General features: G+C 69.9%; 24 protein-coding genes, 1 tRNA gene and 1 riboswitch. Of the genes, 16 read left to right on the top strand and 9 right to left on the bottom strand.

The features are described from left to right. The first annotated feature begins 30 nt into the window (after positions 1-30). From RI138_RS10830 to RI138_RS10815, 4 genes are all read left to right on the top strand, one after another. Entirely contained in the window at positions 31-828 is a 798-nt protein-coding gene (locus RI138_RS10830) for an ABC transporter ATP-binding protein (RefSeq protein WP_311119740.1), read from the top strand. Between the two features lie 69 nt (positions 829-897). Further along, a complete protein-coding gene (locus RI138_RS10825) occupies positions 898-1,026 on the top strand; it encodes a putative leader peptide (RefSeq protein ID WP_018958487.1) in 129 nt (42 codons plus the stop codon). Between the two features lie 97 nt (positions 1,027-1,123). Continuing rightward, positions 1,124-1,411: a MoaD/ThiS family protein gene (locus RI138_RS10820; RefSeq protein WP_073872976.1), complete on the top strand. Its 288-nt coding sequence runs from the start codon at positions 1,124-1,126 to the stop codon at positions 1,409-1,411. After that, positions 1,411-2,361, top strand: a complete 951-nt coding sequence (locus tag RI138_RS10815; protein ID WP_096628586.1) for a PLP-dependent cysteine synthase family protein — start codon at positions 1,411-1,413, stop codon at positions 2,359-2,361. Before RI138_RS10820 ends, RI138_RS10815 begins: the two co-directional genes overlap by 1 nt. A gap of 132 nt (positions 2,362-2,493) precedes the next feature. Here RI138_RS10815 and RI138_RS10810 read toward each other — a convergent pair whose 3' ends face one another. Next, positions 2,494-3,012 (bottom strand): type II toxin-antitoxin system PemK/MazF family toxin, encoded by a 519-nt coding sequence (locus RI138_RS10810; RefSeq protein ID WP_311119739.1) that lies wholly within the window; start codon positions 3,010-3,012, stop codon positions 2,494-2,496. 184 nt (positions 3,013-3,196) lie between these two features. Between RI138_RS10810 and RI138_RS10805 the strand changes: the two genes are divergently transcribed. Together RI138_RS10805 and RI138_RS10800 are read left to right on the top strand one after the other, a co-directional pair. Next, positions 3,197-3,949, top strand: coding sequence for an MBL fold metallo-hydrolase (locus RI138_RS10805; RefSeq protein WP_311119738.1), 753 nt, complete (start codon positions 3,197-3,199; stop codon positions 3,947-3,949). A gap of 58 nt (positions 3,950-4,007) precedes the next feature. Continuing rightward, a complete protein-coding gene (locus RI138_RS10800; protein WP_311122849.1) occupies positions 4,008-4,487 on the top strand; it encodes a GNAT family N-acetyltransferase in 480 nt (159 codons plus the stop codon). 93 nt (positions 4,488-4,580) lie between these two features. Here the strand turns inward: RI138_RS10800 and RI138_RS10795 are convergent, their stop codons facing one another. Together RI138_RS10795 and RI138_RS10790 are read right to left on the bottom strand one after the other, a co-directional pair. Next, entirely contained in the window at positions 4,581-5,846 is a 1,266-nt protein-coding gene (locus RI138_RS10795; RefSeq protein ID WP_096628591.1) for a PTS transporter subunit EIIC, read from the bottom strand. A 258-nt stretch (positions 5,847-6,104) separates the two neighbouring features. Beyond that, a complete protein-coding gene (locus tag RI138_RS10790) occupies positions 6,105-7,364 on the bottom strand; it encodes a PTS transporter subunit EIIC (protein WP_096628593.1) in 1,260 nt (419 codons plus the stop codon). Positions 7,365-7,517: 153 nt separating this feature from the next. On the opposite strand from RI138_RS10790, the gene RI138_RS10785 reads away from it, so the two are divergent. The 4 genes from RI138_RS10785 to rdgB all read left to right on the top strand — a co-directional run bounded on the left by RI138_RS10785 (position 7,518) and on the right by rdgB (position 9,961). After that, a complete protein-coding gene (locus RI138_RS10785; RefSeq protein WP_257002259.1) occupies positions 7,518-7,820 on the top strand; it encodes a PTS glucose/sucrose transporter subunit IIB in 303 nt (100 codons plus the stop codon). 215 nt (positions 7,821-8,035) lie between these two features. Beyond that, positions 8,036-8,773, top strand: coding sequence for a ribonuclease PH (rph, locus tag RI138_RS10780; protein ID WP_311119737.1), 738 nt, complete (start codon positions 8,036-8,038; stop codon positions 8,771-8,773). A 121-nt stretch (positions 8,774-8,894) separates the two neighbouring features. Then, entirely contained in the window at positions 8,895-9,284 is a 390-nt protein-coding gene (locus RI138_RS10775) for a hypothetical protein (protein ID WP_311119736.1), read from the top strand. Positions 9,285-9,358: 74 nt separating this feature from the next. Continuing rightward, a complete protein-coding gene (rdgB, locus tag RI138_RS10770) occupies positions 9,359-9,961 on the top strand; it encodes an RdgB/HAM1 family non-canonical purine NTP pyrophosphatase (RefSeq protein WP_311119735.1) in 603 nt (200 codons plus the stop codon). A gap of 49 nt (positions 9,962-10,010) precedes the next feature. Here rdgB and RI138_RS10765 read toward each other — a convergent pair. The 5 genes from RI138_RS10765 to bcp all read right to left on the bottom strand — a co-directional run bounded on the left by RI138_RS10765 (position 10,011) and on the right by bcp (position 13,697). After that, positions 10,011-10,094 (bottom strand) — tRNA-Leu (locus RI138_RS10765). Positions 10,095-10,156: 62 nt separating this feature from the next. Continuing rightward, positions 10,157-10,819, bottom strand: a complete 663-nt coding sequence (locus RI138_RS10760) for an HNH endonuclease signature motif containing protein (protein WP_311119734.1) — start codon at positions 10,817-10,819, stop codon at positions 10,157-10,159. Next, entirely contained in the window at positions 10,816-11,481 is a 666-nt protein-coding gene (locus RI138_RS10755; RefSeq protein ID WP_311119733.1) for an HNH endonuclease signature motif containing protein, read from the bottom strand. The genes RI138_RS10760 and RI138_RS10755 overlap by 4 nt, the downstream gene beginning before the upstream one ends. Positions 11,482-11,592: 111 nt before the next feature. After that, positions 11,593-13,089 carry a glycine betaine/L-proline transporter ProP gene (gene proP, locus RI138_RS10750; protein ID WP_311119732.1) on the bottom strand — a complete coding sequence of 499 codons (1,497 nt, stop codon included), beginning with the start codon at positions 13,087-13,089 and terminating at the stop codon, positions 11,593-11,595. 140 nt (positions 13,090-13,229) lie between these two features. Further along, a complete protein-coding gene (gene bcp, locus RI138_RS10745; protein ID WP_311119731.1) occupies positions 13,230-13,697 on the bottom strand; it encodes a thioredoxin-dependent thiol peroxidase in 468 nt (155 codons plus the stop codon). A 141-nt stretch (positions 13,698-13,838) separates the two neighbouring features. Between bcp and RI138_RS10740 the strand changes: the two genes are divergently transcribed. From RI138_RS10740 to RI138_RS10730, 3 genes are all read left to right on the top strand, one after another. Further along, positions 13,839-14,159, top strand: a complete 321-nt coding sequence (locus RI138_RS10740) for a DUF3618 domain-containing protein (RefSeq protein WP_311119730.1) — start codon at positions 13,839-13,841, stop codon at positions 14,157-14,159. Between the two features lie 49 nt (positions 14,160-14,208). After that, positions 14,209-14,550, top strand: a complete 342-nt coding sequence (locus RI138_RS10735) for a GroES family chaperonin (protein WP_030629018.1) — start codon at positions 14,209-14,211, stop codon at positions 14,548-14,550. A gap of 75 nt (positions 14,551-14,625) precedes the next feature. Further along, positions 14,626-14,689, top strand: a riboswitch (guanidine-III (ykkC-III) riboswitch). 37 nt (positions 14,690-14,726) lie between these two features. Further along, positions 14,727-15,047 carry a DMT family transporter gene (locus RI138_RS10730; protein WP_103511389.1) on the top strand — a complete coding sequence of 107 codons (321 nt, stop codon included), beginning with the start codon at positions 14,727-14,729 and terminating at the stop codon, positions 15,045-15,047. 43 nt (positions 15,048-15,090) lie between these two features. On the opposite strand, the gene RI138_RS10725 is transcribed toward RI138_RS10730, so the two are convergent. Next, positions 15,091-17,244: a transglycosylase domain-containing protein gene (locus tag RI138_RS10725; protein WP_311119729.1), complete on the bottom strand. Its 2,154-nt coding sequence runs from the start codon at positions 17,242-17,244 to the stop codon at positions 15,091-15,093. 200 nt (positions 17,245-17,444) lie between these two features. Between RI138_RS10725 and RI138_RS10720 the strand changes: the two genes are divergently transcribed. The 3 genes from RI138_RS10720 to RI138_RS10710 all read left to right on the top strand — a co-directional run bounded on the left by RI138_RS10720 (position 17,445) and on the right by RI138_RS10710 (position 20,192). After that, complete coding sequence (locus tag RI138_RS10720) at positions 17,445-18,245, top strand: ABC transporter permease (protein WP_311119728.1); 801 nt, start codon at positions 17,445-17,447, stop codon at positions 18,243-18,245. Continuing rightward, positions 18,238-19,113 (top strand): ABC transporter permease, encoded by an 876-nt coding sequence (locus tag RI138_RS10715; RefSeq protein ID WP_311119727.1) that lies wholly within the window; start codon positions 18,238-18,240, stop codon positions 19,111-19,113. Before RI138_RS10720 ends, RI138_RS10715 begins: the two co-directional genes overlap by 8 nt. Positions 19,114-19,211: 98 nt before the next feature. After that, positions 19,212-20,192, top strand: a complete 981-nt coding sequence (locus RI138_RS10710; protein ID WP_311122848.1) for an ABC transporter ATP-binding protein — start codon at positions 19,212-19,214, stop codon at positions 20,190-20,192. Position 20,193 lies beyond the last annotated feature (1 nt).

The following is a 20,193-nucleotide window of genomic DNA, read 5'->3' as shown; positions in this document are numbered from 1 at the left end:
CTTCGCCCGTCCCTTCGCCGGAGCCCGCCCGTGACCACCCTGCGCACCGAGCGCCTCTCGTACGGGACCGGCGAAGGCCGCCACCTCGTCGACGCCGTCGACCTCACCGCCGCCGACGGCGAGACCGTCGGCCTCGTCGGCCCCAACGGCAGTGGCAAGACCACCCTCCTGCGCTGCGTCTACGGCACCCTGCGCCCCACCCACGGCAGGGTCCTCCTGGACGGCGACGACCTCGCCGCCCTCCCCGTGAAGGCCCGCGCCCGTCGCATCGCCACCGTCCCGCAGGAGAGCCACGCGGGCTTCGAGCTCACCGTCGGCCAGGTCGTCGCGATGGGCCGCGCCCCGCACAGGCGGTTCTGGGAGGCGGACACCGCCGCCGACACCGCCCTGGTCACCGAGGCCCTCGCCCGGGTGGGGATCGCCGCGCTCGAATCCCGTACGTTCGCCTCCCTCTCCGGCGGCGAACGCCAGCGCGCCCTCGTCGCCCGCGCCCTGGTCCAGCAGCCCTCCCTCGTCGTCCTGGACGAGCCGACCAACCACCTGGACATCCGCTACCAGCTGGAGATCCTCTCCCTGGTCCGCGAGCTCGGCACCACCAACCTCCTGGCCCTGCACGACCTCAACCTCGCCGCGTACTACTGCGACCGCATCTACGTACTCAAGGACGGCCGCGTCGTCGCCTCCGGCACCCCCGAGGAGGTCCTCACGGCGGAGCTGCTGGGCGAGGTGTACGGCGTCGCCGCCGAGGTCAGCACCCACCCGAAGACGGGCGCACCCACGGTCGTCTACCTCCCGCAGGACCGCACCAGCCGGCGTGAGTCCGCATAATGGTCGCTCACCATCCATCATGTGAGATCACACTCGGGTTTCCGGACCGGGAATCGATACGATGCCCGCATGGTTCCCCATGACGTGAGCAACAAGACGCCGGGCACGCTGCTCGTCGCGCGGCTGCACGTCGACCTGTGCAGGCTCGCCAGCGCGATCTGTCCCGCCCGAAGCCTGCCCGTGAGCCGCCCGGCCTGAGCCGCGGTCCGCGCGCCCACCCACGTACCACCCCCCTGCGCGGGGGCATAAACGCGCGCCCCACGCCACCTCTCCGCTTTCGACAGGAGCCCACGCCATGGCCATCGAGGTCCGCATTCCGACCATCCTCCGCACCTACACCGACGGCGCGAAGGCCGTCGAAGGCAACGGGGACACCCTCGCCGACCTCTTCGCCGACCTGGAGAGCCGCCACACCGGCATCCGTGAGCGACTCGTCGACGGTGCGAACGGTGAACAGCTCCGCCGCTTCGTGAACGTCTACCTCAACGACGAGGACGTCCGCTTCCTGGACGGCATCTCCACCAAGCTCAGCGACGGCGACAACGTCACGATCCTCCCGGCCGTCGCCGGCGGCATGCGCTGATGCGGTACGACTCCCCGCTGGCGGCCGTGGGGAACACCCCCCTCGTCCGCCTCCCGCGGCTGTCCCCGTCCGAGGACGTCCGCATCTGGGCCAAGCTGGAGGACCGCAACCCCACCGGCTCGATCAAGGACCGCCCGGCGCTCCACATGGTCGAACAGGCCGAGAGGGACGGCCGGCTGACGCCCGGCTGCACCATCCTGGAGCCCACCAGCGGCAACACCGGCATCTCGCTCGCCATGGCGGCCAAGCTCAAGGGCTACCGCATCGTGTGCGTCATGCCGGAGAACACCTCGCAGGAGCGGCGCGACCTGCTCGCCATGTGGGGCGCCGAGATCATCTCCTCCCCGGCCGCGGGCGGCTCCAACACCGCCGTGCGCGTCGCGAAGGAACTCAGCGCCGAGCACCCGGACTGGGTGATGCTCTACCAGTACGGCAACCCGGACAACGCGGGCGCCCACTACGCCACCACCGGCCCGGAGATCCTCACCGACCTCCCGTCCATCACCCACTTCGTCGCGGGCCTCGGCACCACCGGCACTCTCATGGGCGTCGGCCGCTACCTCCGCGAGAACCGCCCCGGTATCCGGATCGTCGCCGCCGAACCGCGCTACGACGACCTGGTCTACGGCCTCCGCAACCTCGACGAGGGCTTCGTCCCCGAGCTCTACGACGCCTCGGTCCTCACCACCCGCTTCTCCGTGGGCTCCGCCGACGCGGTCACCCGCACCCGCGAACTCCTCCAGCAGGAGGGCATCTTCGCGGGCGTCTCCACCGGAGCCGCACTCCACGCGGCGATCGGCGTGGGCAAGAAGGCGGTCAAGGCGGGGGAGAGCGCCGACATCGCCTTCGTCGTGGCGGACGGCGGCTGGAAGTACCTGTCGACGGGCGTCTACACGGCCGAGACGACGGAAGCGGCGATCGAAACGCTCCAGGGCCAGCTCTGGGCGTAGGCCGCAGGTCAAGCCCGTCCGGCGTTCGAGGACGTCCTTCCAGGCAGTCCGGCGTTCGAGGGCATCTTTCAGCCTCTCCGGCGCTTGAGGAGCGGGGCCCTGGGCAGAGCCCCGAAACCAGGGCCCCGCCCCTCACCCCGCCCCCAGCCCCCGCACCCGCTCCCAAAGCTCCGCGTCCACCGCGCCCACCCTCCGCCGGAACCCGGCGATCCGCACCTCCCGCAGCTCATCCGTCTCCAGAAAGCTCCGCCGCCCCCGCGCATCCCCCACCGTCCCCGGGGGCAGCGCGATCACCCCGGGCCGCTCCTCGTGATGCTTGCTGGTGATCTTGGCGACGAGTGCCGTACGCCTCCGCCCCCGGCCCCGTACGGAGAGGACCAGGCACGGCCGGTCCTTGGACCCGGGCCCGTCCTCGTACGGCACATCGGCCCACCACACCTCACCCGCCCGCGGCGTACGCCCGTCCCCGCGCCCCACCGGGCCCGACGGCCCCGAAGGCTTCCCGGGCGGGCGGGTCCGAGCCGTCGCCCCCGGCTGCCGGGGCCGCCGCGTGCGGGGCCCGCGGTCCGAGCGCCCCCGCCCGTCCACCACGGCCGCGACGAGCGCGAGCAGAACCACGGCGACCAGCGCCACCCACCAGAACGTGTCCATCCCCCGACCGTACCGGCGGGCCCGCTTCCATCGAACCGGTGACAGAGCAGGTGAGTTCCCCCACAACGGCAGGCAGCGAAGGAGCGACGCGGAGTTTCGCGCCTTACGCTCGACGAACCGCAAAACGTTCCCGCAGAACTCGCACGAACCCTCCCCGTTCCCACGTATCGGAGGTTCACGCTCCATGAAGCTCACCGTCGTCGGCTGCTCCGGCTCGTTCCCGTCCACGGGTTCGGCATGTTCGAGCTACCTCGTAGAGGCCGACGGCTTCCGGCTGCTCCTCGACATGGGCAACGGCGCCCTCGGCGAGTTGCAGCGCCACGTCGGTCTCTACGACCTCGACGCGATCTTCCTCAGCCACCTCCACGCCGACCACTGCATCGACATGTGCGCGTACTTCGTCGTGCGCTACTACCGTCACGACGGCGCCCGCCCCGTCCCCCTTCCGGTCTACGGCCCCGAGGGAACCGAGCAGCGGCTGACCGCCGCCCACGGCGACACCCCCTCGGACCGGGCGATGAGCGAGGTCTTCGACTTCCACACCCTGAAGTCCGGGTCCTTCGAGATCGGGCCCTTCTCGGTCCGCACGGAGAAGCTCTGCCACCCCGTCGACACCTTCGGCATCCGGATCGAGCACGGCGGCTCCACCCTCGCCTACTCCGGCGACACGGGGACCTGCGGGGCACTGGAGGACCTGGCCCGGGACGTGGACCTGTTCCTGTGCGAGGCATCGTTCGTCGACGGCAAGGAGGACATCCCCGACCTGCACCTCAACGGCCGCGAGGCAGGCGAGGCGGCAACCCGCGCCGACGCCCGCCGGCTCGTCCTCACCCACATCCCCCCGTGGACCGACGCCGACCGCAACCTCGCCGACGCCCGCGCCGTCTACCCGGGCCCGGTCGAACTGGCCGTACCGGGCGCGGTGTACGAGGTCTGAGCCCCGGCGCCCGGAATCCGCGGCAGGCCCGGGCCCGCTCTGCGAGACTGCCCGCGTGATCACCATCAGACCCGCCCGCGATGCCGACCTCGCCGGCTTCCTGACCCTCGCGTCCCAGGTCGAGCACTGGTTCGGGCCGATGGTGGCGGAACCGGGCTTCCACCGGGCGGTGAACGACCACATCCGTGACGGGGCGGCCCTGGTCGCCGAGTCCGCCACCGCACCCGGCATCCTCGGCGGCCTCCTGCTCGGCGCCGCCCCGCCCGCGTACCACGTGCACTGGCTCGTCACCTCCGAGCACTGCCGGGGCGCGGGCGTGGGCCGCCTGCTGATGGCCGAGGCGCTCCGCCGGTACGTCACCGGGCCCGGGACCGTCGAAGTGGTCACTTTCGGGCCCGACCACCCCGGGGCCGTGGACAGCGGGGCCCGCGTCTTCTACGAGAAGCTCGGCTTCGAGCCCGGCGAGCCGACCGACCCCGGCCCGGAGGGCGGCTCCCGCCAGATCTACCGCCTGCCCGTGCCCGTGCCCGTACGCTAGGTGTGAGGCGACCGTACGGCAGGTACGACGAAGCCCCCGCCCCGAAAGAGATCTTCGGGAAGCGGGGGCTTCGTCGTGCGGGCGTGGCGGAGGCTACTTCGCCTCGGCCTTCTGCAGCTCGGCGAGCTCCTCGTCCGACTCCCGGCCCGGGGTCGGGAGGTTGAACTTGATGATCGCGAAGCGGAAGACCACGTAGTAGATCACCGCGAAGCAGAGGCCGACCAGGACCAGCATCCACGGCTTCGACGCGATGCCCAGGTTCAGCAGGAAGTCGACCAGACCGGCCGAGAAGCCGAAGCCGTCCTTCATGCCGAGCGCCCAGGTCAGGGCCATCGACACACCGGTCAGCACCGCGTGGATCGCGTACAGCACCGGGGCGATGAACATGAACGTGAACTCGATCGGCTCGGTCACACCGGTGACGAACGAGGTCAGCGCGAGGGAGAACATCATGCCGCCGACGACCTTGCGGCGCTCCGGGCGGGCGCAGTGGACGATCGCGAGGCAGGCCGCCGGAAGGGCGAACATCATGATCGGGAAGAAGCCGGTCATGAACTGTCCGGCCGACGGGTCGCCCTCCAGGAACCGGGCGATGTCGCCGTGCTTGCCGTTGTACTCGCCTGCCTGGAACCACGGGAAGGAGTTCAGCAGGTGGTGCATGCCGACCGGGATCAGCGCACGGTTGGCTACACCGAAGATGCCCGCGCCGACCGCGCCGGAGCCGACGAGCCACTCGCCGAAGTTGTGCAGGCCTGCGCCGAGCACCGGCCAGATCAGACCGAAGACGATACCGACGACGAGGCCCGCGAAGGCGGAGAGGATCGGGACCAGACGGCGGCCGCTGAAGAAGCCCGCCCAGTCGGGCAGCTTCGTCCGGTAGAACTTCTGGTAGAGCAGGGCCACGATGATGCCCATCACGACACCGCCGAGGACACCGGCGTTGACGGGCGCGTCGTTCATCACGATCTTGCCGTCGACGACGCTGGCGACCTGCGGCAGGTTGCTGTCCGTGAAGGTGGCGAGCACGTTCTTGAAGACCAGGTAGCCCGTGACGGCCGCCAGGGCGGTGGAGCCGTCCGACTTCTTCGCGAAGCCGATCGCGATGCCGACGGCGAACAGCAGCGCCATGTTGTCGAGGAGCGCGCCGCCGCCCGCGGCCATGTAGCCGGCGAGCTTCGTTATGAAGGCCGGGAACGAGTCGCGGCCCAGCATGTCCTCATTGCCGAGGCGGACCAGGAGCGCGGCGGCCGGCAGCACGGCGACCGGCAGCATGAGGCTGCGGCCGATGCGCTGCATGACGGCCATCACGCCGGCGCCCTTCTTCTTCTCGGCCGCGGGTGCGGTCTCAGCCGTGGTCATCAACTTCCTCCATGGGGCACAGTGCCGCCCAGGTCATCGATGCGGGGAGGCGGCGACTCGACAGACGCGGCAGACTGCCGTGGTCTGGACCACTCAGTGGTGTAGACCAGTTTTAGCACGGTGAGGGTTAGATAAGGAACCTGCAATTCCCCCTTGATTCGCAGTAGCAGATCCAGCACGTTCGGTGACATGCCGAAGGCCCCCGGACCAGCTGGTCCAGGGGCCTTCGGCGGCCGGGGGCAAAGCCCCGGTGTACTGCTACTTCGTCAGATCCCTCTCGATCTCCTTCTCGATCTCCTCCGGTTCGCGCCCCGGAGTCTTGAGGTCGAACTTGGTGATCGCGAAGCGGAAGACCACGTAGTAGATCACCGCGAAGCACGCGCCGATCGGGATGATCAGCCATGGTTTCGTATCGAGATGCCAGTTGACGACGTAGTCGATCAACCCTGCCGAGAAGCTGAACCCCGCATGCACCCCCAGCAGCCAGGTGATGCCCATCGAGGCTCCGGTGAGCACCGCGTGCACGCCGTACAGCAGCGGCGCGACGAACATGAACGAGAACTCGATCGGCTCGGTCACCCCCGTCACGAACGAGGTCAGCGCCACCGACACCATCAGACCCCCCACTTCCTTGCGGCGCTCCGGCCGTGCGGTGTGGGTGATGGCCAGGGCGGCGGCGGGCAGACCGAACATCATGATCGGGAAGAAGCCCGAGGTGAACTGCCCGGCCGACGGGTCCTGGGCGAAGAAGCGGGAGATGTCGCCCTGCACGGTCTGGCCGTCCGCCCCGGTGAACTCGCCCGCCTGGAACCAGAAGAACGTGTTCAGGAACTGGTGCATGCCGACCGGGATCAGCAGCCGGTTCGCGAAGCCGAAGATCGCCGCGCCCCACGAGCCGAGGTTGATCAGCCGCTCGGAGAACCAGGTCAGGCCGTCGCCCACCGGCTGCCACAGCAGTCCGAACAGGACGCCGAGGATCACGCAGAGGAACGCCATCAGGATCGGCACCAGGCGCCGCCCGTTGAAGAACCCGAGCCAGTCCACCAGCTTGGTCCGGTGGTAGCGCTGCCAGACGACCGCGGTCAGCAGGCCGATGATGATGCCGCCGAGCACTCCGGGGTTCTGCGGCTCGCCCAGGGGCAGATCGTCCGTCACGGTGTCGTCGATCGGGAACGCCCCGAGGACACCCCGGTAGACCAGGAAGCCCACCACGGCCGCCAGCGCGGTGGAGCCGTCCGCCTTCTTCGCGAAGCCGATGGCCACGCCGATGCAGAAGAGCAGGGGGAGGCCGAGCTTGCCGTCCAGGATCGCGGTGCCGCCGTTGAGCAGCACCAGGGACGTCTTTTCCCAGAAGGCCCCGTGCAGATAGGAGGCGAAGAGGTTGCCGAGGCTGACGAGCAGACCCGCCGCCGGGAGGACGGCCACCGGGAGCTGGAGGCTCCGCCCGACCTTCTGGAGGCCCTGGACCGGTCCGTTCCACCATTTTCGCTGCGGTGCCGCAGCGGCGCTCGAACTCATGGGCGTCCTCCCGGAACACATCGCGTTTGGCGGTCGTTGCAAACTGGTGTAGACCAGTTGCGTCACGGTCCGGGCCCCGCCCCGGAGGCAGGGGACCGGTGATCGTCATCTTTGGGGATCGTTCGGTTACCCGCCCGCGAAGTTGGGCCAACCGTGCGTTACCGTGACGAAACGGACCCGCAGCGGGCGGCCGTCTGCGCGCGAAGAACCAGGGAGAAGGACATGGCCACCAAGGCTGAGAAGATCGTCGCCGGGCTCGGCGGTATCGACAACATCGACGAGGTCGAAGGCTGCATCACCCGCCTCCGCACCGAGGTCCACGACCCCAGCAAGGTCGACGAAGCCGCCCTGAAGGCCGCCGGCGCCCACGGCGTCGTCAAGATGGGCACCGCGATCCAGGTCGTCATCGGCACCGACGCCGACCCCATCGCCGCCGACATCGAAGACATGATGTGACCGACTGACCCTCGGCGGCGCACGCCGCACCGACGGCCGGGCTCCGCATCCCGCAGACCCCGCAGGCCCCGCACCCACGTGACTCGGTGCGGGGCCCGCGCCGTACCGGGCCCCACACACCGGCGCGTCCCCGCTACGGCCGCCGGCGCGTCCCCCGTACGGCCGCCGACCGCACCCGAACGGAGCCACCCCCGTCAGCGGATAAAGTCGGGCCCATGTCTCGCATCGACGGCCGCACCCCCGAACAGCTCCGCCCCGTCACCATCGAACGCGGCTGGAGCAAGCACGCCGAAGGCTCAGTCCTCATCTCCTTCGGCGACACCAAGGTCTTCTGCACCGCCTCCGTCACCGAAGGCGTCCCCCGCTGGCGCAAGGGCAGCGGCGAGGGCTGGGTCACCGCCGAGTACTCCATGCTGCCCCGCTCCACCAACACACGCGGCGACCGCGAAGCCGTACGCGGCAGGATCGGCGGCCGCACCCACGAGATCAGCCGCCTGATCGGCCGCTCCCTGCGCGCCGTCATCGACTACAAGGCCCTCGGCGAGAACACCATCGTCCTGGACTGCGACGTCCTCCAGGCCGACGGCGGCACCCGCACCGCCGCCATCACCGGCGCCTACGTGGCCCTCGCCGACGCCGTCACCTGGGCCCAGGGCAAGAAGATCGTCAAGGCCGGACGCAAGCCCCTCACCGACACCGTCGCCGCCATCAGCGTCGGCATCGTCGACGGCACCCCCCTCCTCGACCTCTGCTATGAGGAGGACGTCCGCGCCGAGACCGACATGAACGTCGTCTGCACCGGCGACGGCCGCTTCGTCGAGGTCCAGGGCACCGCGGAGGGCGCGCCCTTCGACCGCAAGGAACTCGGCGCGCTCCTCGACCTCGCCACGGCGGGCTGCGTGGACCTCGCCACGCTCCAGCGCGACGCACTCGCGAGCACGCAGGACGCGTAACGACCCGCCCCCCGGGTAAAGAAGCAACCACATGCGCACCACAGAGCGTCGTTACGGACACGGACGCACGGGTCGAACCGTGCGTCCGTCCACGTAACGATCCCCGGGGAGGGACCCCACCATGGCTTCGCGCCGCCACCAACGCCTCGTACTCGCCGCCGCCGCCACCCTGCTGACGCTGACCACGGCCGTGGGCTGCGCCGGACTCGACAAGGCGCTCGACTGCGTACGCACCGCCGACGCCATCGCCACCAGCGTCGGCAACCTCCAGAACGCCGTCTCCAGCGCCTCCGAGGACATCACCCAGGCAACCGAAGCCCTGGACGACATCGACCGCGAACTCAAGAACCTGAACGACACCACGGACGACGCCGACCTCTCCAAGGCGGTCGACGACCTCCAGGCGGGCGTCACCAACGTGCGCGAGTCCATCGAGAAGGGCGACGCCACCCCCGACATCACCCCGGTGACGGACGCGGCCGCGGAGATCGGCAAGGTCTGCACGCCGTAAAGCGGAGATCGGCAAGGTCTGCACGCCGCAGGGGGAGCGGCCGCGGACCGACGGCGACCGGCGACAATGGGCCCATGACGCGCCTGATCCTCGCCACCCGCAACGCCGGGAAAATCACCGAACTGCACGCCATCCTCGCCGACGCGGGACTCGACCTCGACCTCGTCGGCGCGGACGCGTACCCCGACATCCCCGACGTCAAGGAAACCGGCGTCACCTTCGCCGAGAACGCGCTCCTCAAGGCCCACGCCCTGGCCCGCGCCACCGGCCTCCCCGCCGTCGCCGACGACTCCGGCCTCTGCGTGGACGTCCTCGGCGGCGCCCCAGGCATCTTCTCGGCCCGCTGGTCCGGCACCCACGGCGACGACAAGGCCAACCTGAACCTGCTCCTGGCCCAGCTCGGCGACATCGCGGACACCCACCGCGCCGCCCACTTCGCCTGCGCCGCCGCCCTCGCCCTCCCCGACGGCACGGAACGCGTGGTCGAGGGCCGCCTGAACGGCACCCTGCGCCACGCCCCGTCCGGTACGAACGGCTTCGGCTACGACCCGATCCTCCAGCCGGAGGGCGAGACCCGCACGTGCGCGGAGCTGACGGCGGCGGAGAAGAACGCGATCAGCCATCGCGGCAAGGCGTTCCGGGCGTTGGTGCCGGTGGTACGGGAGCTGGTGGGGTGAAGCGTGGAGAAGGGGCCGTCCCGCTCGGGACGGCCCCTTCTCGTGGGCGTGCGGCCGGTGGGATTCGAACCCACACAGGATTTCTCCCAGATGCCCCTAAAACACCCGCCGATACCAGTTTGGCCACGGCCGCGCAGCAGATCTCAGCTTACTGCCCTCTGCGGAGTGAGCGCGCTGGATATCAGGGAGAGATCCTCAGGTCGGCGCGACCTTGCCACCCCTGCACCAGGTGCGGGTCACCGCGTGGCAGTTCGGGCACAGGAGCCGCAGATTCTCCCTGCGGTCGTCGCTCCAGTCACCGTTGATGTGATCCACCTCCAGCGTCATGGGCTTGCCCAGCCAGAGGGCCGGGGTCGCGCACTCGGCGCACTCCTCCGCGAGGCCGACTTCCCGCAGTGCCCGCCGTAACAGGACCGTCTTCGTACGGCGTTTGCCCTCGTTCTTCACCAGGATCTGTTCAGCGGTCCTGAGCGGGGTGGGTCCGGCTTGCCCCCGCTGGTGGCCCTGCCCCAGAAAATGTGCGGTGGAGAGTCCGTCGTCGGCTGTCCAGGTGCGTAAGTGCTGTCGTTGGCTTGTGGTGTCCGCCCGGCCCAGCCGCCTGAGGACGTCGGCGATCGAAACGGCAGCGGCGACGGCTTCCGCGAGTTCTGCGGTCGAAGGACGTTCTCCGGCTCTGTGGTAGCCGCGGCGGGAGAAGTGGGACACGTCGATCCCGAAATGCTCGAAGCGGGCGAACAGGTAGCGGCTGAGCCTGCCATAGGGGCGGGTGCCCAGAAAGGCGATGACCTCCTGGATGTCGGCGCACCGGCGGGCTGCCTCGGCCAACCGCTCCCGTGTATAGCTGTTGCGGGCGCTCACCGGGCTTCACTCCGTGCCGAGGTGCGAAGCCCTTTGCCGCGGCCGCGGCCGCGGTACGTGTCGGTCGTCGAATGGCAGTTGGGGCAGAGGAGTCGAAGGTTCTCCGGCCGGTTGTTCCGCCAGTTGCCGTCGATGTGATCGACCTCAAGTGGCAGAGGCCTCTCCCGCCACATCCGGCCCGTGTCGCAGAGGGTGCACCGTTCCACGGCGCCCAGAGCGATCATGGCCCGCTTGAGCCGCTCGCCGGGTATGCGGCGTGCGAGGTTTTGGCTCTGGTCGACCAGCAGTTCCTCCGGATGCCGACGGCGGATGTCGCCGGTCCTCGGCGGTGCCGAGAAGTGCGATGTGTCGATCCCCAAAGCCTTCACACGGCGGCTGATGTGGGTGTGCTGACCTCCGACCACCTCAAGGCCGAGGCGCCGCAGCACTTCGCACATGTTGGTCGAGGAACCGACCGCCGCTTGCAGGACCTCCTTCGTCCAGCGCACGCTTTCGCTCTCGAAGTGGCGGGTGTCCACGCCGAGCTTTCGCATGCGGTCGAGCAGATACCGCCGCGTCGGACTCTTCGGATCCACCCCGAGCTTCGTCAACGCCTCCGAAAGAGTTCGCGACGACGACGCGGCCTCCGCCAGCCGTTCCCGCGTGTACGGGCTCTTCCCCATGACCCTGCCCCTCCGATTCCGGCCGCACGTTCGCAGCCTCGTACGGAGTAACGAACCGTTTATCAGATGGTTGCGTCCGGAATCCGGAGGGGGCACTCAAAGGGAAAGGCCTCAGAACTTCGGCTCCGGCGCCTGCGCCCGCACCAGCGCCGCCGCCTCCTCCTCCGTCTCCACCGACGGCGGGGACCCGATCAGCGGCTTCTGGGCGGTCTCCTTCATGCAGGCCACCGCGATCACCCCGACCAGCGCCGCCGCCATCGCGTAGTACGCGGGCATGAGGTTGGAGCCGGTCCAGCTGATCAGAGCCGTGATCACCAGCGGCGTCGTGCCGCCGAAGAGCGACGCGGAGAGGTTGTAGCCGACCGACAGGGACCCGTAGCGGACGTTCGTCGGGAACAGGGCCGGCAGCGCCGCCGACATCGTGCCGAGCATGCAGACCAGGGAGAGGCCCAGCAGCAGCATGCCGACCGTGATCGGGAAGATGCCGTCCACCCGGATGAGGAGGAACGCCGGGAGCGAGAGGAAGAGGAAGCCCAGCATCCCGGTCATCAGCAGCGGCTTGCGGCCGAAGTGGTCGGAGGCCCTGCCGATCTGGCTGATGACCGCCATCAGCAGCACCATCACCGCCAGCAGGATCAGCAGCCCGTGGGTCTCGCTGTAGCCGAGCTCGTCGGAGAGGTACGTCGGCATGTACGACAGCAGCATGTAGTCGGTGACGTTGTACGCGCCGACCAGGCAGATGCAGAGGATCAGCGTCCGCCAGTACTGCCGGAAGATCTTGGCCAGGTCGCCCTTGGCCGTCGTCTCGACGCCGTCCGCCGCCTCGCTCGCGTGCGCGGTGCCGCCCTCCAGCTTCTGGAAGGCCGGGGTCTCGTCCAGGCGCAGGCGCAGGTAGAGGCCGACCAGGCCCAGCGGGCCCGCGACGAGGAAGGGGATGCGCCAGCCCCAGGTTTCCATCTGCGCGTCGCTCAGAAGGGCGTACAGGGTCGTTACGAGGCCCGCCGCGCAGACGTAGCCCGCCAGGGTGCCGAACTCCAGGAAGCTGCCGAAGAAGCCGCGGCGCTTGTCGGGGGCGTACTCGGCGATGAACGTGGACGCACCGCCGTACTCACCGCCCGTCGAGAAGCCCTGGAGCATCCGGAAGAAGATCAGCAGGACCGCGGCCCAGACCCCGATCGTCCCGTGCGAGGGGATGAGGCCGATGGCGAACGTGCCGACCGCCATCAGGATCATCGTCAGTGCGAGGACCTTCTTGCGGCCGATCTTGTCACCCATCGGGCCGAAGAACATGCCGCCGAGCGGCCGTACGAGGAAGGCCACCGCGAAGGTCGCGAAGGAGGAGAGGAGCTGCGTGGTCTCGTTCCCGGACGGGAAGAACACGTGCCCGATCGTGACGGCCAGGTAGGAGTAGATGCCGAAGTCGAACCACTCCATGGCGTTCCCGAGCGACGCCGCTTTCACGGCCCGCTTGACCGCGGCGTCGTCGGTGACCGTGATGTCCGTCCGGCGCAGCCGCGGATTCCGGCGCTTCCGGATGGCCCGGAAGAGCGTGGGGTGGCGTTTGACCGCTGCTGGGTCGGCCGCCTGGTGGGGGTCGGGGGCCGCCATGGCCGGGGTCCTTTCCTCGGAGGGTGTTCCAGGAAAGGCTTCTGCGCGGTCATGGCGGCCGCAAACCGGCTTCGCGGGTCGGTGCGATCTCCCTCACACCGTCCCGGCGTGCGATTCCGGCGCCCGGACGTCGGGAGGGCTCAGATGCCGAGGTCCCTGATGATCTTGGCTACATGGCCCGTCGCCTTCACGTTGTAGAACGCGTGCTCGATCTTTCCGTCCTCGTCGACGACGACGGTGGACCGGATCACACCCGTCACCACTTTGCCGTAGAGCTTCTTCTCGCCGAAGGCGCCGTACGCCGCCAGGGTCTCCTTGGCGGGGTCGCCCACCAGGGTGACCTTGAGGTCTTCCGTCTCGCGGAACTTCGCGAGCTTCTCCGGCTTGTCGGGGGAGACGCCGATGACGTCGTACCCGGCGTTCGCGAGCAGGTCGAGGTTGTCCGTGAAGTCGCAGGCCTGCTTGGTGCATCCGGGGGTGAGCGCGGCCGGGTAGAAGTAGACGATGACCTTGCGGCCCTTGTGGTCCGCGAGCGACACGTCGTTGCCGTCGGCGTCGGGAAGGGTGAAGGCGGGAGCGGTGTCGCCGGGCTTCAGTCGCTCGCTCATGGGTTCTCCTCGGGTGGCGCATGGGTCGGACGGGACCGAGCGTAATAGGGGTGCCGTCGGGTGTGCGGAGGTTCGAGCTGACAGACTGTCGACGAAGGTTCAGATGAAGGTTGACCGGACGACGACCACGGAGGCGGCGCAGTGTCGGATGCCAGGACCCCTGCGCAGATCGAGGCGGACATCATCAGCAGGCGGGAGCAGCTCGCTGTGGTGCTCGACGAGATCGGGGTGCGGGTACACCCGAAGACGATCATCGGTGACGCGAAGGCGAAGGCGGCCCAGTCCGTGGACCGTACGGTCGGCCGGACTTTCGTCGCGGTGAACCGCTCGGTGTCGGATGTGAAGGCGCAGTTCGTCGCGGAGGACGGCTCGCCGCGGCTGGAGCGGGTGATTCCCGCGGTGCTGCTGGTGGTGGGTGTGGTGGGGCTGCTCACCGCGTCGAAGAAGCGCCGCCGCGCGTGATCCGTACCCGGAGGCGTACGGTCCGGGGTGCGGCAGGTAGGTTGCGGGCGTGAGCGAGAACACCCACGACGACAAGCTGCCCATCCGGATGCTGCACGACCGGGTGCTGGTACGGAACGACACGTCCGAGGGGGAGCGCCGTTCCGGCGGCGGCATCCTGATCCCGGCGACGGCCGCGGTGGGCCGGCGCCTCGCCTGGGCCGTGGTGGTCGCGGTCGGGCAGAACGTGCGGACGGTCGAGCCCGGTGACCGCGTGCTGTACGACCCCGAGGACCGTGCCGAGGTCGAGGTGCGGGGCGTGGCGTACGTCCTGATGCGGGAGCGCGATCTGCACGCGGTGGCCGCCGACCGGTTCGAGGGGTCGGTGGATTCGACCGGGCTGTATCTGTAGGCGCCCCTCGGAGAAGCGCTCCAGGAGAGCGCGGGGAAGGGTCTGGTGACCGGTGTCACCAGGCCCTTTCCCTCTTTCTTGCTACGGTGGAAGCACCCCGACGAGACGCGCCGTACCGGGTTGGCAAAGACGACGCACCCGTTCTGTTCGCGTGGTTGTCGTCGGAGGTGCCTGTCATGGCGTGGGTTCTGTTGGTCATTGCCGGTCTGCTCGAAGTGGGCTGGTCGATCGGGATGAAGTACACCGAGGGGTTCACCCGGCTGTGGCCGAGCGTGTTCACGGGGCTCGGGATCGTGGCGAGCATGGTGCTGCTGTCGCACGCGGCGAAGACGCTGCCGATCGGTACGGCGTACGGCGTGTGGGTCGGTATCGGCGCGGCCGGTGCGGCGATCCTGGGCATGGTCGTGCTGAACGAGCCGGTGACCGCGGCCCGGATCTTCTTCGTGTGTCTGCTGCTGGTGGCCGTGGTGGGTCTGAAGGCGACCTCGGGGCACTGAGCCTCGGGGCACTGCGGTCGTGAGGCGCTGGGTCCCCGCCGCGTCACCCGGTGTCCGTGGGGGCGCCGGAGTGGGCGGCCGGCGGCGGGCCGGACGGGTCCGTGCCGCTGCCGGGGTCCTCGTCGAGGTCGGGTTCGTCCACCTCGTCGGATCCCGGGGCCGTCTCCAGGTCGAATTCCCGGGCCGGGGAGGAGCGCAGTGCCGCTTCCGTGTAGGCGGCCCAGGTCTCGGCGGGGACGCCGCCGCCGTTGACGCGGGACAGGCCGAGGGCTCCGTACAGCGGGGTCTGGGCGCCGGTGTCCGGGTTCTGGCCCATCACGGCGACGACGGTCGCGAGGTCGGGGGTGTACCCGGCGAACCAGGCGGCCCGGTCCTCCTCGGCGGTGCCGGTCTTGCCCACGGCGGGGCGGCCCACCGCCTGGGCGGCGGTGCCGGTGCCGCCCTCCACGACGCTGCGCAGGACCGCGGTGGTCGTGTCGGCGGCCTCGCGGCTGACGGCCTGTTCGGTCGTGCGTTCGGGCAGTTCGATCTCGGTGCCGCCCTTGGTGACCTTGTCGACGAGGACGTACGGGCCGCGCCGGCCGTGGTCGGCGAGGGTGGCGTACGCCTGGGTCATGTCCAGGACGCTGGCGTTGGCGGTGCCGAGGGCGATGGAGGGGGAGGCGGTGAGGTCGGGGGTCTTCGCGGGGATGCCGAGGGCGACGGCGGTGTCCCGCACCCTGCCGGGGCCGACGTCCTGTGCCATCTGCGCGTAGACGGAGTTGACGGACTTGTCGGTGGCGGTGCGTACGGTGATGGAGCCGTAGTCGACGTCGTCCTCGTTGGCGGGCGCGTAGTCGGTGGCGCCCTGTGGTCCGGTGACGGGGCGTCTGTTGGAGCCGTCGTAGACGGTGTTGGGGGTGATGGGCCGGCCGTCGCCGGTCGTGGAGCCGTTGACGAGGGCGGAGGTGAGGACGAACGGCTTGAAGATGGAGCCGACCTGGTAGTCGCGGCGGGTCGCGTTGCTGACGTACTGCTTGGTGTAGTCGATGCCGCCGTACAGGGCGACGACCGCCCCGGTCTCGGGGACGATCGAGGCCCCGCCGACGCGGATGTTGCGGTCGATCTCGCGCTCGTCGCTGGTCTTGGCCATCACGTTCGTGTCGACGGCCCTGACGAAGGCGTCCTGTCTGGCCTTGTCGAGGGTGGTGGTGATGCGGTAGCCGCCGGTGGCGAGGGTCTCCTCGTCGAGGATGCCGCGCCGGCTCAGGTAGTCCTCGACGGCCTGCACGATGTATCCGCGCTGTCCGGAGAGCCCGGTCGGGGGCTTGGCCTCGCCGGGTGCGGGGAACCGGGTCGTCGCCCGTTCGGCCGCGTCGAGCCAGTGCTCCTTGACCATGCCGTCCAGGACGTAGTTCCAGCGGCGCAGCACGGCCGGCTCGTTGTCGGGGTGGGCGACGACGTCGTACGCGCTGGGGGCGTTGAGCAGGGTGGCGAGGTAGGCGCCCTCGGCGGTGGTGAGGTCCTCGACGTTCTTGCCGTAGTACGCCTGGGCGGCGGCCTGGATGCCGTAGGCGTTACGGCCGAAGTAGCTGGTGTTGAGGTAGCCCTCAAGGATCTGGTCCTTGCTCTCCTCGCGGTTGAGCTTGACCGCGATGAAGAGCTCCTTGGCCTTGCGGACGACGGTCCGTTCCTGGCCGAGGTAGTAGTTCTTGACGTACTGCTGGGTGATGGTGGAGCCGCCCTGCTTGCCCTTGCCGGTCACGGTGTTCCAGCCCGCCCGGAGCAGCGCCCTGACGTCCACGGCGGGCTGGGAGTGGAAGTCGCGGTCCTCGGCGGCCAGTACGGCCTGCTGGACGGTGAGGGGGACCTGGGAGAGATTCACCTTCTCCCGGTTCACGTCGCCGTCGCGGACGATGACGCTGCCGTCGTTGTAGAGGTAGACGTTGGACTGGGCGGTGGCGGCGGCGTTGGCGGCCGGGATGTCGACGAGGTGGTATCCGGCGATGAGCCCGCCGCCGAGGAGGAGGGCCAGGCCCAGCGCGGTGCCGAGGACCATCCGCCAGGTGGGGAGGACGCGCCGCCAGCCGGTGCGCCGGGGCCGTTTCGGGTGACCCTTGCGCGGTGTCCTTCCCGGCTTCCGCGGGCGGTCGCCTCCGGGTGCCGCCATCGCGCCCGAGGGGTCGCGGGGGGCCCAGTTCTGCGGCTCGTCGCTCATATCGGTGAGGGCTCCTCGGGCGTGGACAGTTCTTCCATAGTGCCCGTTTAGTCACAAAAACTGCGGTTTCCGATGGTGCGTTCCCTCCTCCGGTCGCCTCACCGGCCGTCAGAAACACGGTCGCGGCCGCCTCCGCGCGCGTACTAAGCTCGCGGGCTTTGGTGTCGGGAGCCGGTCGGCGGCGGGGGAGAGGGGGCGGCGTGCGGCTCTACGCGGTCGTGGCGGCGGGCGGATTCCGGCGCTACGCCACCTACCGGACGGCCACGGCCGCGGGGGTGTTCACCAACACGGTCTTCGGCTTCATCGTGGCGTACACCTACATCGCCCTGTGGGACGAACGCCCGCAGCTCGGCGGCTACGACACCGCGCAGGCGCTGACCTACGTCTGGCTCGGGCAGGCACTGCTGATGGCCTGCGCCATGATGGGCGGCGGCTTCGAGGACGAGCTGGCGGAGCGGATCCGTACCGGGGACATCGCCGTCGACCTGTACCGCCCCGCAGACCTCCAGCTGTGGTGGCTGGCGGCCGACCTGGGCCGGGCGGCCTTCCACCTGCTGGGCCGGGGCGTCGCACCGATGTTCCTGGGGGCGCTCGCCTTCGACCTGGCGCTCCCCGGTTCCCTGTGGACCTGGCCCGCGTTCCTCGTCTCGGTGTTCCTGGGCCTCGTCGTCAGCTTCGCGGTGCGCTTTCTGGTCGCGCTGTCGGCGTTCTGGCTGCTCGACGCGGCGGGAGCGATGCGGATCGCGTCGCTGGCCGGGCTGTTCTTCTCCGGGATGCTGCTGCCCCTGAACCTGTTTCCCGGCCTGCTGGGCGAGGTGGCGCGGGCGCTGCCGTGGTCCTCGCTGCTCCAGGTCCCGGCCGATGTGTTCCTCGGCAGGCACACGGGGTGGGGGCTGGTGGAGGCGTACGCGTTCCAGGGCGGCTGGGCGGTGGTCCTGCTGCTGGCGGGGCGCCTGTTGCAGACCGCGGCGACCAGGAGGGTGGTGGTCCAGGGTGGCTGAGACGGCGGTACGGGCCGACGAGGGCCGGGAGGCGGGCGGCTTCGCGTTCGAGGAGCGGCCCCGGCTGCTGGAGGGGCTGCGCGCGTACGGGCTGATCATGGCGATGTGGGTGCGCTCGACGATGGCGTACCGGGCCTCGTTCGTGATGACCGCGCTCGGGGACTTCGCGGTGACGGCCTTCGACTTCGTGACGATCCTGCTGATGTTCACGCACGTCGACGCGCTCGGCGGCTACACGCTCCCGGAGATCGCCCTGCTGTACGGGCTCTCGGCGACGGCGTTCGGGCTGTGCGACCTGCTGCTGGGGTCGATGGACCGGGTGGGCCGCCGGGTCCGGGACGGCACGCTGGACACGCTGCTGGTGCGGCCGGTGCCGGTGCTGGCGCAGGTGGCGGCGGACCGGTTCGCGCTGCGCCGGGCCGGGCGGATCACCCAGGGGCTGCTGGTCCTCGGCTATGCGCTGATCACCCTGGACATCGCGTGGTCGCCGCTGAAGGTGCTGATGCTGCCGGTGATGGTGGTGAGCGGGGCGGCGATCTTCGGCTCGGTCTTCGTGGCGGGGGCGGCGTTCCAGTTCGTCGCGCAGGACGCCTCCGAGGTGCAGAACTCCTTCACGTACGGCGGGACGACGCTGCTCCAGTACCCGCCGACGGTCTTCGCGAAGGACCTGGTGCGCGGCGTGACGTTCGTGGTCCCGCTGGCCTTCGTCAGCTGGCTGCCCGCGCTCTACGTACTGGACCGGGAGTACCCGGTCGATCTGCCGCAGTGGGTGGCCTTCCTGCCGCCGGCGGTGGCGGCGGGCTGCTGGGTGCTGGCGGGTCTCGCGTGGCGGGCGGGGCTGCGGGCGTACCGGAGTACGGGCAGTTGAGGAAACGGGAGTCGGACCCCTCGGGCTGGGTGTCGGACGGGAGGCCGGACAGGGTGCCGGACGGGTTGTCGGACAGGACTACGCAGGAGGTCACGGGCATGGGCGGCGACGGCTTCATCACCCTCGACGGCGTCGAGAAGGTCTTCCAGGTCCGCCGGAAGGCCGGTCTGCTGCGCCGCGAACGGCACGAGGTCCGGGCCGTGGACGGGATCAGTTTCCAGGTCCCGCGCGGTGAGATGGTCGGCTACATCGGCCCGAACGGGGCGGGAAAGTCGACCACGATCAAGATGCTGACGGGCATCCTCACCCCGAGCGGCGGCCGGCTGCGCGTCGCGGGCATCGACCCCTCCCGGGAACGTACGCGCCTGGCGCACCGCATCGGCGTCGTCTTCGGCCAGCGGACCACGCTCTGGTGGGACCTGCCGCTGCGCGACTCGTACCGGCTGATGCACCGCATGTACCGCATCCCGGACCGCCGTTACCGGGAGAACCTGGAACGCTGTGTCGAACTCCTCGACCTGGGCGCGCTGTTGGACGTCCCCGTACGGCAGCTCTCCCTCGGTCAGCGGATGCGCGGCGACATCGCGGCGGCACTGCTGCACGATCCGGAGGTGCTGTACCTGGACGAGCCGACGATCGGGCTCGATGTGATCTCCAAGGTCAAAGTGCGCCAGTTCCTCAAGGAGTTGAACGCCGAGCGCGGGACGACGGTCCTGCTGACGACGCACGACCTGACCGACATCGAGCAGTTGTGCAGCCGGGTGATGGTGATCGACCACGGCCGTCTGATGTACGACGGTTCCCTCGCCGGCCTCCACGAGGCGGGGGAGAGCGAGCGGATGCTGGTGGTGGACCTGGAGCGCGAGCTCCCGCCGATCGAGCTGACGTCCGGCCCGTCGGGGCCCGTGCTGCGAGCGGTCAGGGTGGAGGGCCCCCGTCAGTGGCTGGCGTTCCCCGCCGAGGCTTCGGCGGCCCCGCTGGTGGCGCGGATCGCGGCTGAATACCCGCTGGTCGACCTGTCGGTGCGGGAACCGGACATCGAGGCGGTTATCGCGAGGATGTACGAGTCGGCGCCCTGAC

It is taken from the genome of Streptomyces durocortorensis (genome assembly GCF_031760065.1).
Lineage (GTDB): Bacteria > Actinomycetota > Actinomycetes > Streptomycetales > Streptomycetaceae > Streptomyces.
The sequence above is the reverse complement of the archived record's forward strand: the minus strand, read 5'-3'. Positions and strand labels throughout refer to the sequence as shown.

Excerpts from the sequence above, each read along its gene's own strand:
- RI138_RS10825 (WP_018958487.1), top strand. The coding sequence starts at position 898 with ATGGTTCCCCATGACGTGAGCAACAAGACGCCGGGCACGCTGCTCGTC.
- RI138_RS10820 (WP_073872976.1), top strand. The coding sequence starts at position 1,124 with ATGGCCATCGAGGTCCGCATTCCGACCATCCTCCGCACCTACACCGAC.
- RI138_RS10815 (WP_096628586.1), top strand. The coding sequence starts at position 1,411 with ATGCGGTACGACTCCCCGCTGGCGGCCGTGGGGAACACCCCCCTCGTC.
- RI138_RS10810 (WP_311119739.1), bottom strand. The coding sequence starts at position 3,012 with ATGGACACGTTCTGGTGGGTGGCGCTGGTCGCCGTGGTTCTGCTCGCG.
- RI138_RS10805 (WP_311119738.1), top strand. The coding sequence starts at position 3,197 with ATGAAGCTCACCGTCGTCGGCTGCTCCGGCTCGTTCCCGTCCACGGGT.
- RI138_RS10795 (WP_096628591.1), bottom strand. The coding sequence starts at position 5,846 with ATGACCACGGCTGAGACCGCACCCGCGGCCGAGAAGAAGAAGGGCGCC.
- RI138_RS10790 (WP_096628593.1), bottom strand. The coding sequence starts at position 7,364 with ATGAGTTCGAGCGCCGCTGCGGCACCGCAGCGAAAATGGTGGAACGGA.
- rph (WP_311119737.1), top strand. The coding sequence starts at position 8,036 with ATGTCTCGCATCGACGGCCGCACCCCCGAACAGCTCCGCCCCGTCACC.
- RI138_RS10775 (WP_311119736.1), top strand. The coding sequence starts at position 8,895 with ATGGCTTCGCGCCGCCACCAACGCCTCGTACTCGCCGCCGCCGCCACC.
- rdgB (WP_311119735.1), top strand. The coding sequence starts at position 9,359 with ATGACGCGCCTGATCCTCGCCACCCGCAACGCCGGGAAAATCACCGAA.
- RI138_RS10755 (WP_311119733.1), bottom strand. The coding sequence starts at position 11,481 with ATGGGGAAGAGCCCGTACACGCGGGAACGGCTGGCGGAGGCCGCGTCG.
- proP (WP_311119732.1), bottom strand. The coding sequence starts at position 13,089 with ATGGCGGCCCCCGACCCCCACCAGGCGGCCGACCCAGCAGCGGTCAAA.
- bcp (WP_311119731.1), bottom strand. The coding sequence starts at position 13,697 with ATGAGCGAGCGACTGAAGCCCGGCGACACCGCTCCCGCCTTCACCCTT.
- RI138_RS10730 (WP_103511389.1), top strand. The coding sequence starts at position 14,727 with ATGGCGTGGGTTCTGTTGGTCATTGCCGGTCTGCTCGAAGTGGGCTGG.
- RI138_RS10725 (WP_311119729.1), bottom strand. The coding sequence starts at position 17,244 with ATGAGCGACGAGCCGCAGAACTGGGCCCCCCGCGACCCCTCGGGCGCG.
- RI138_RS10710 (WP_311122848.1), top strand. The coding sequence starts at position 19,212 with ATGGGCGGCGACGGCTTCATCACCCTCGACGGCGTCGAGAAGGTCTTC.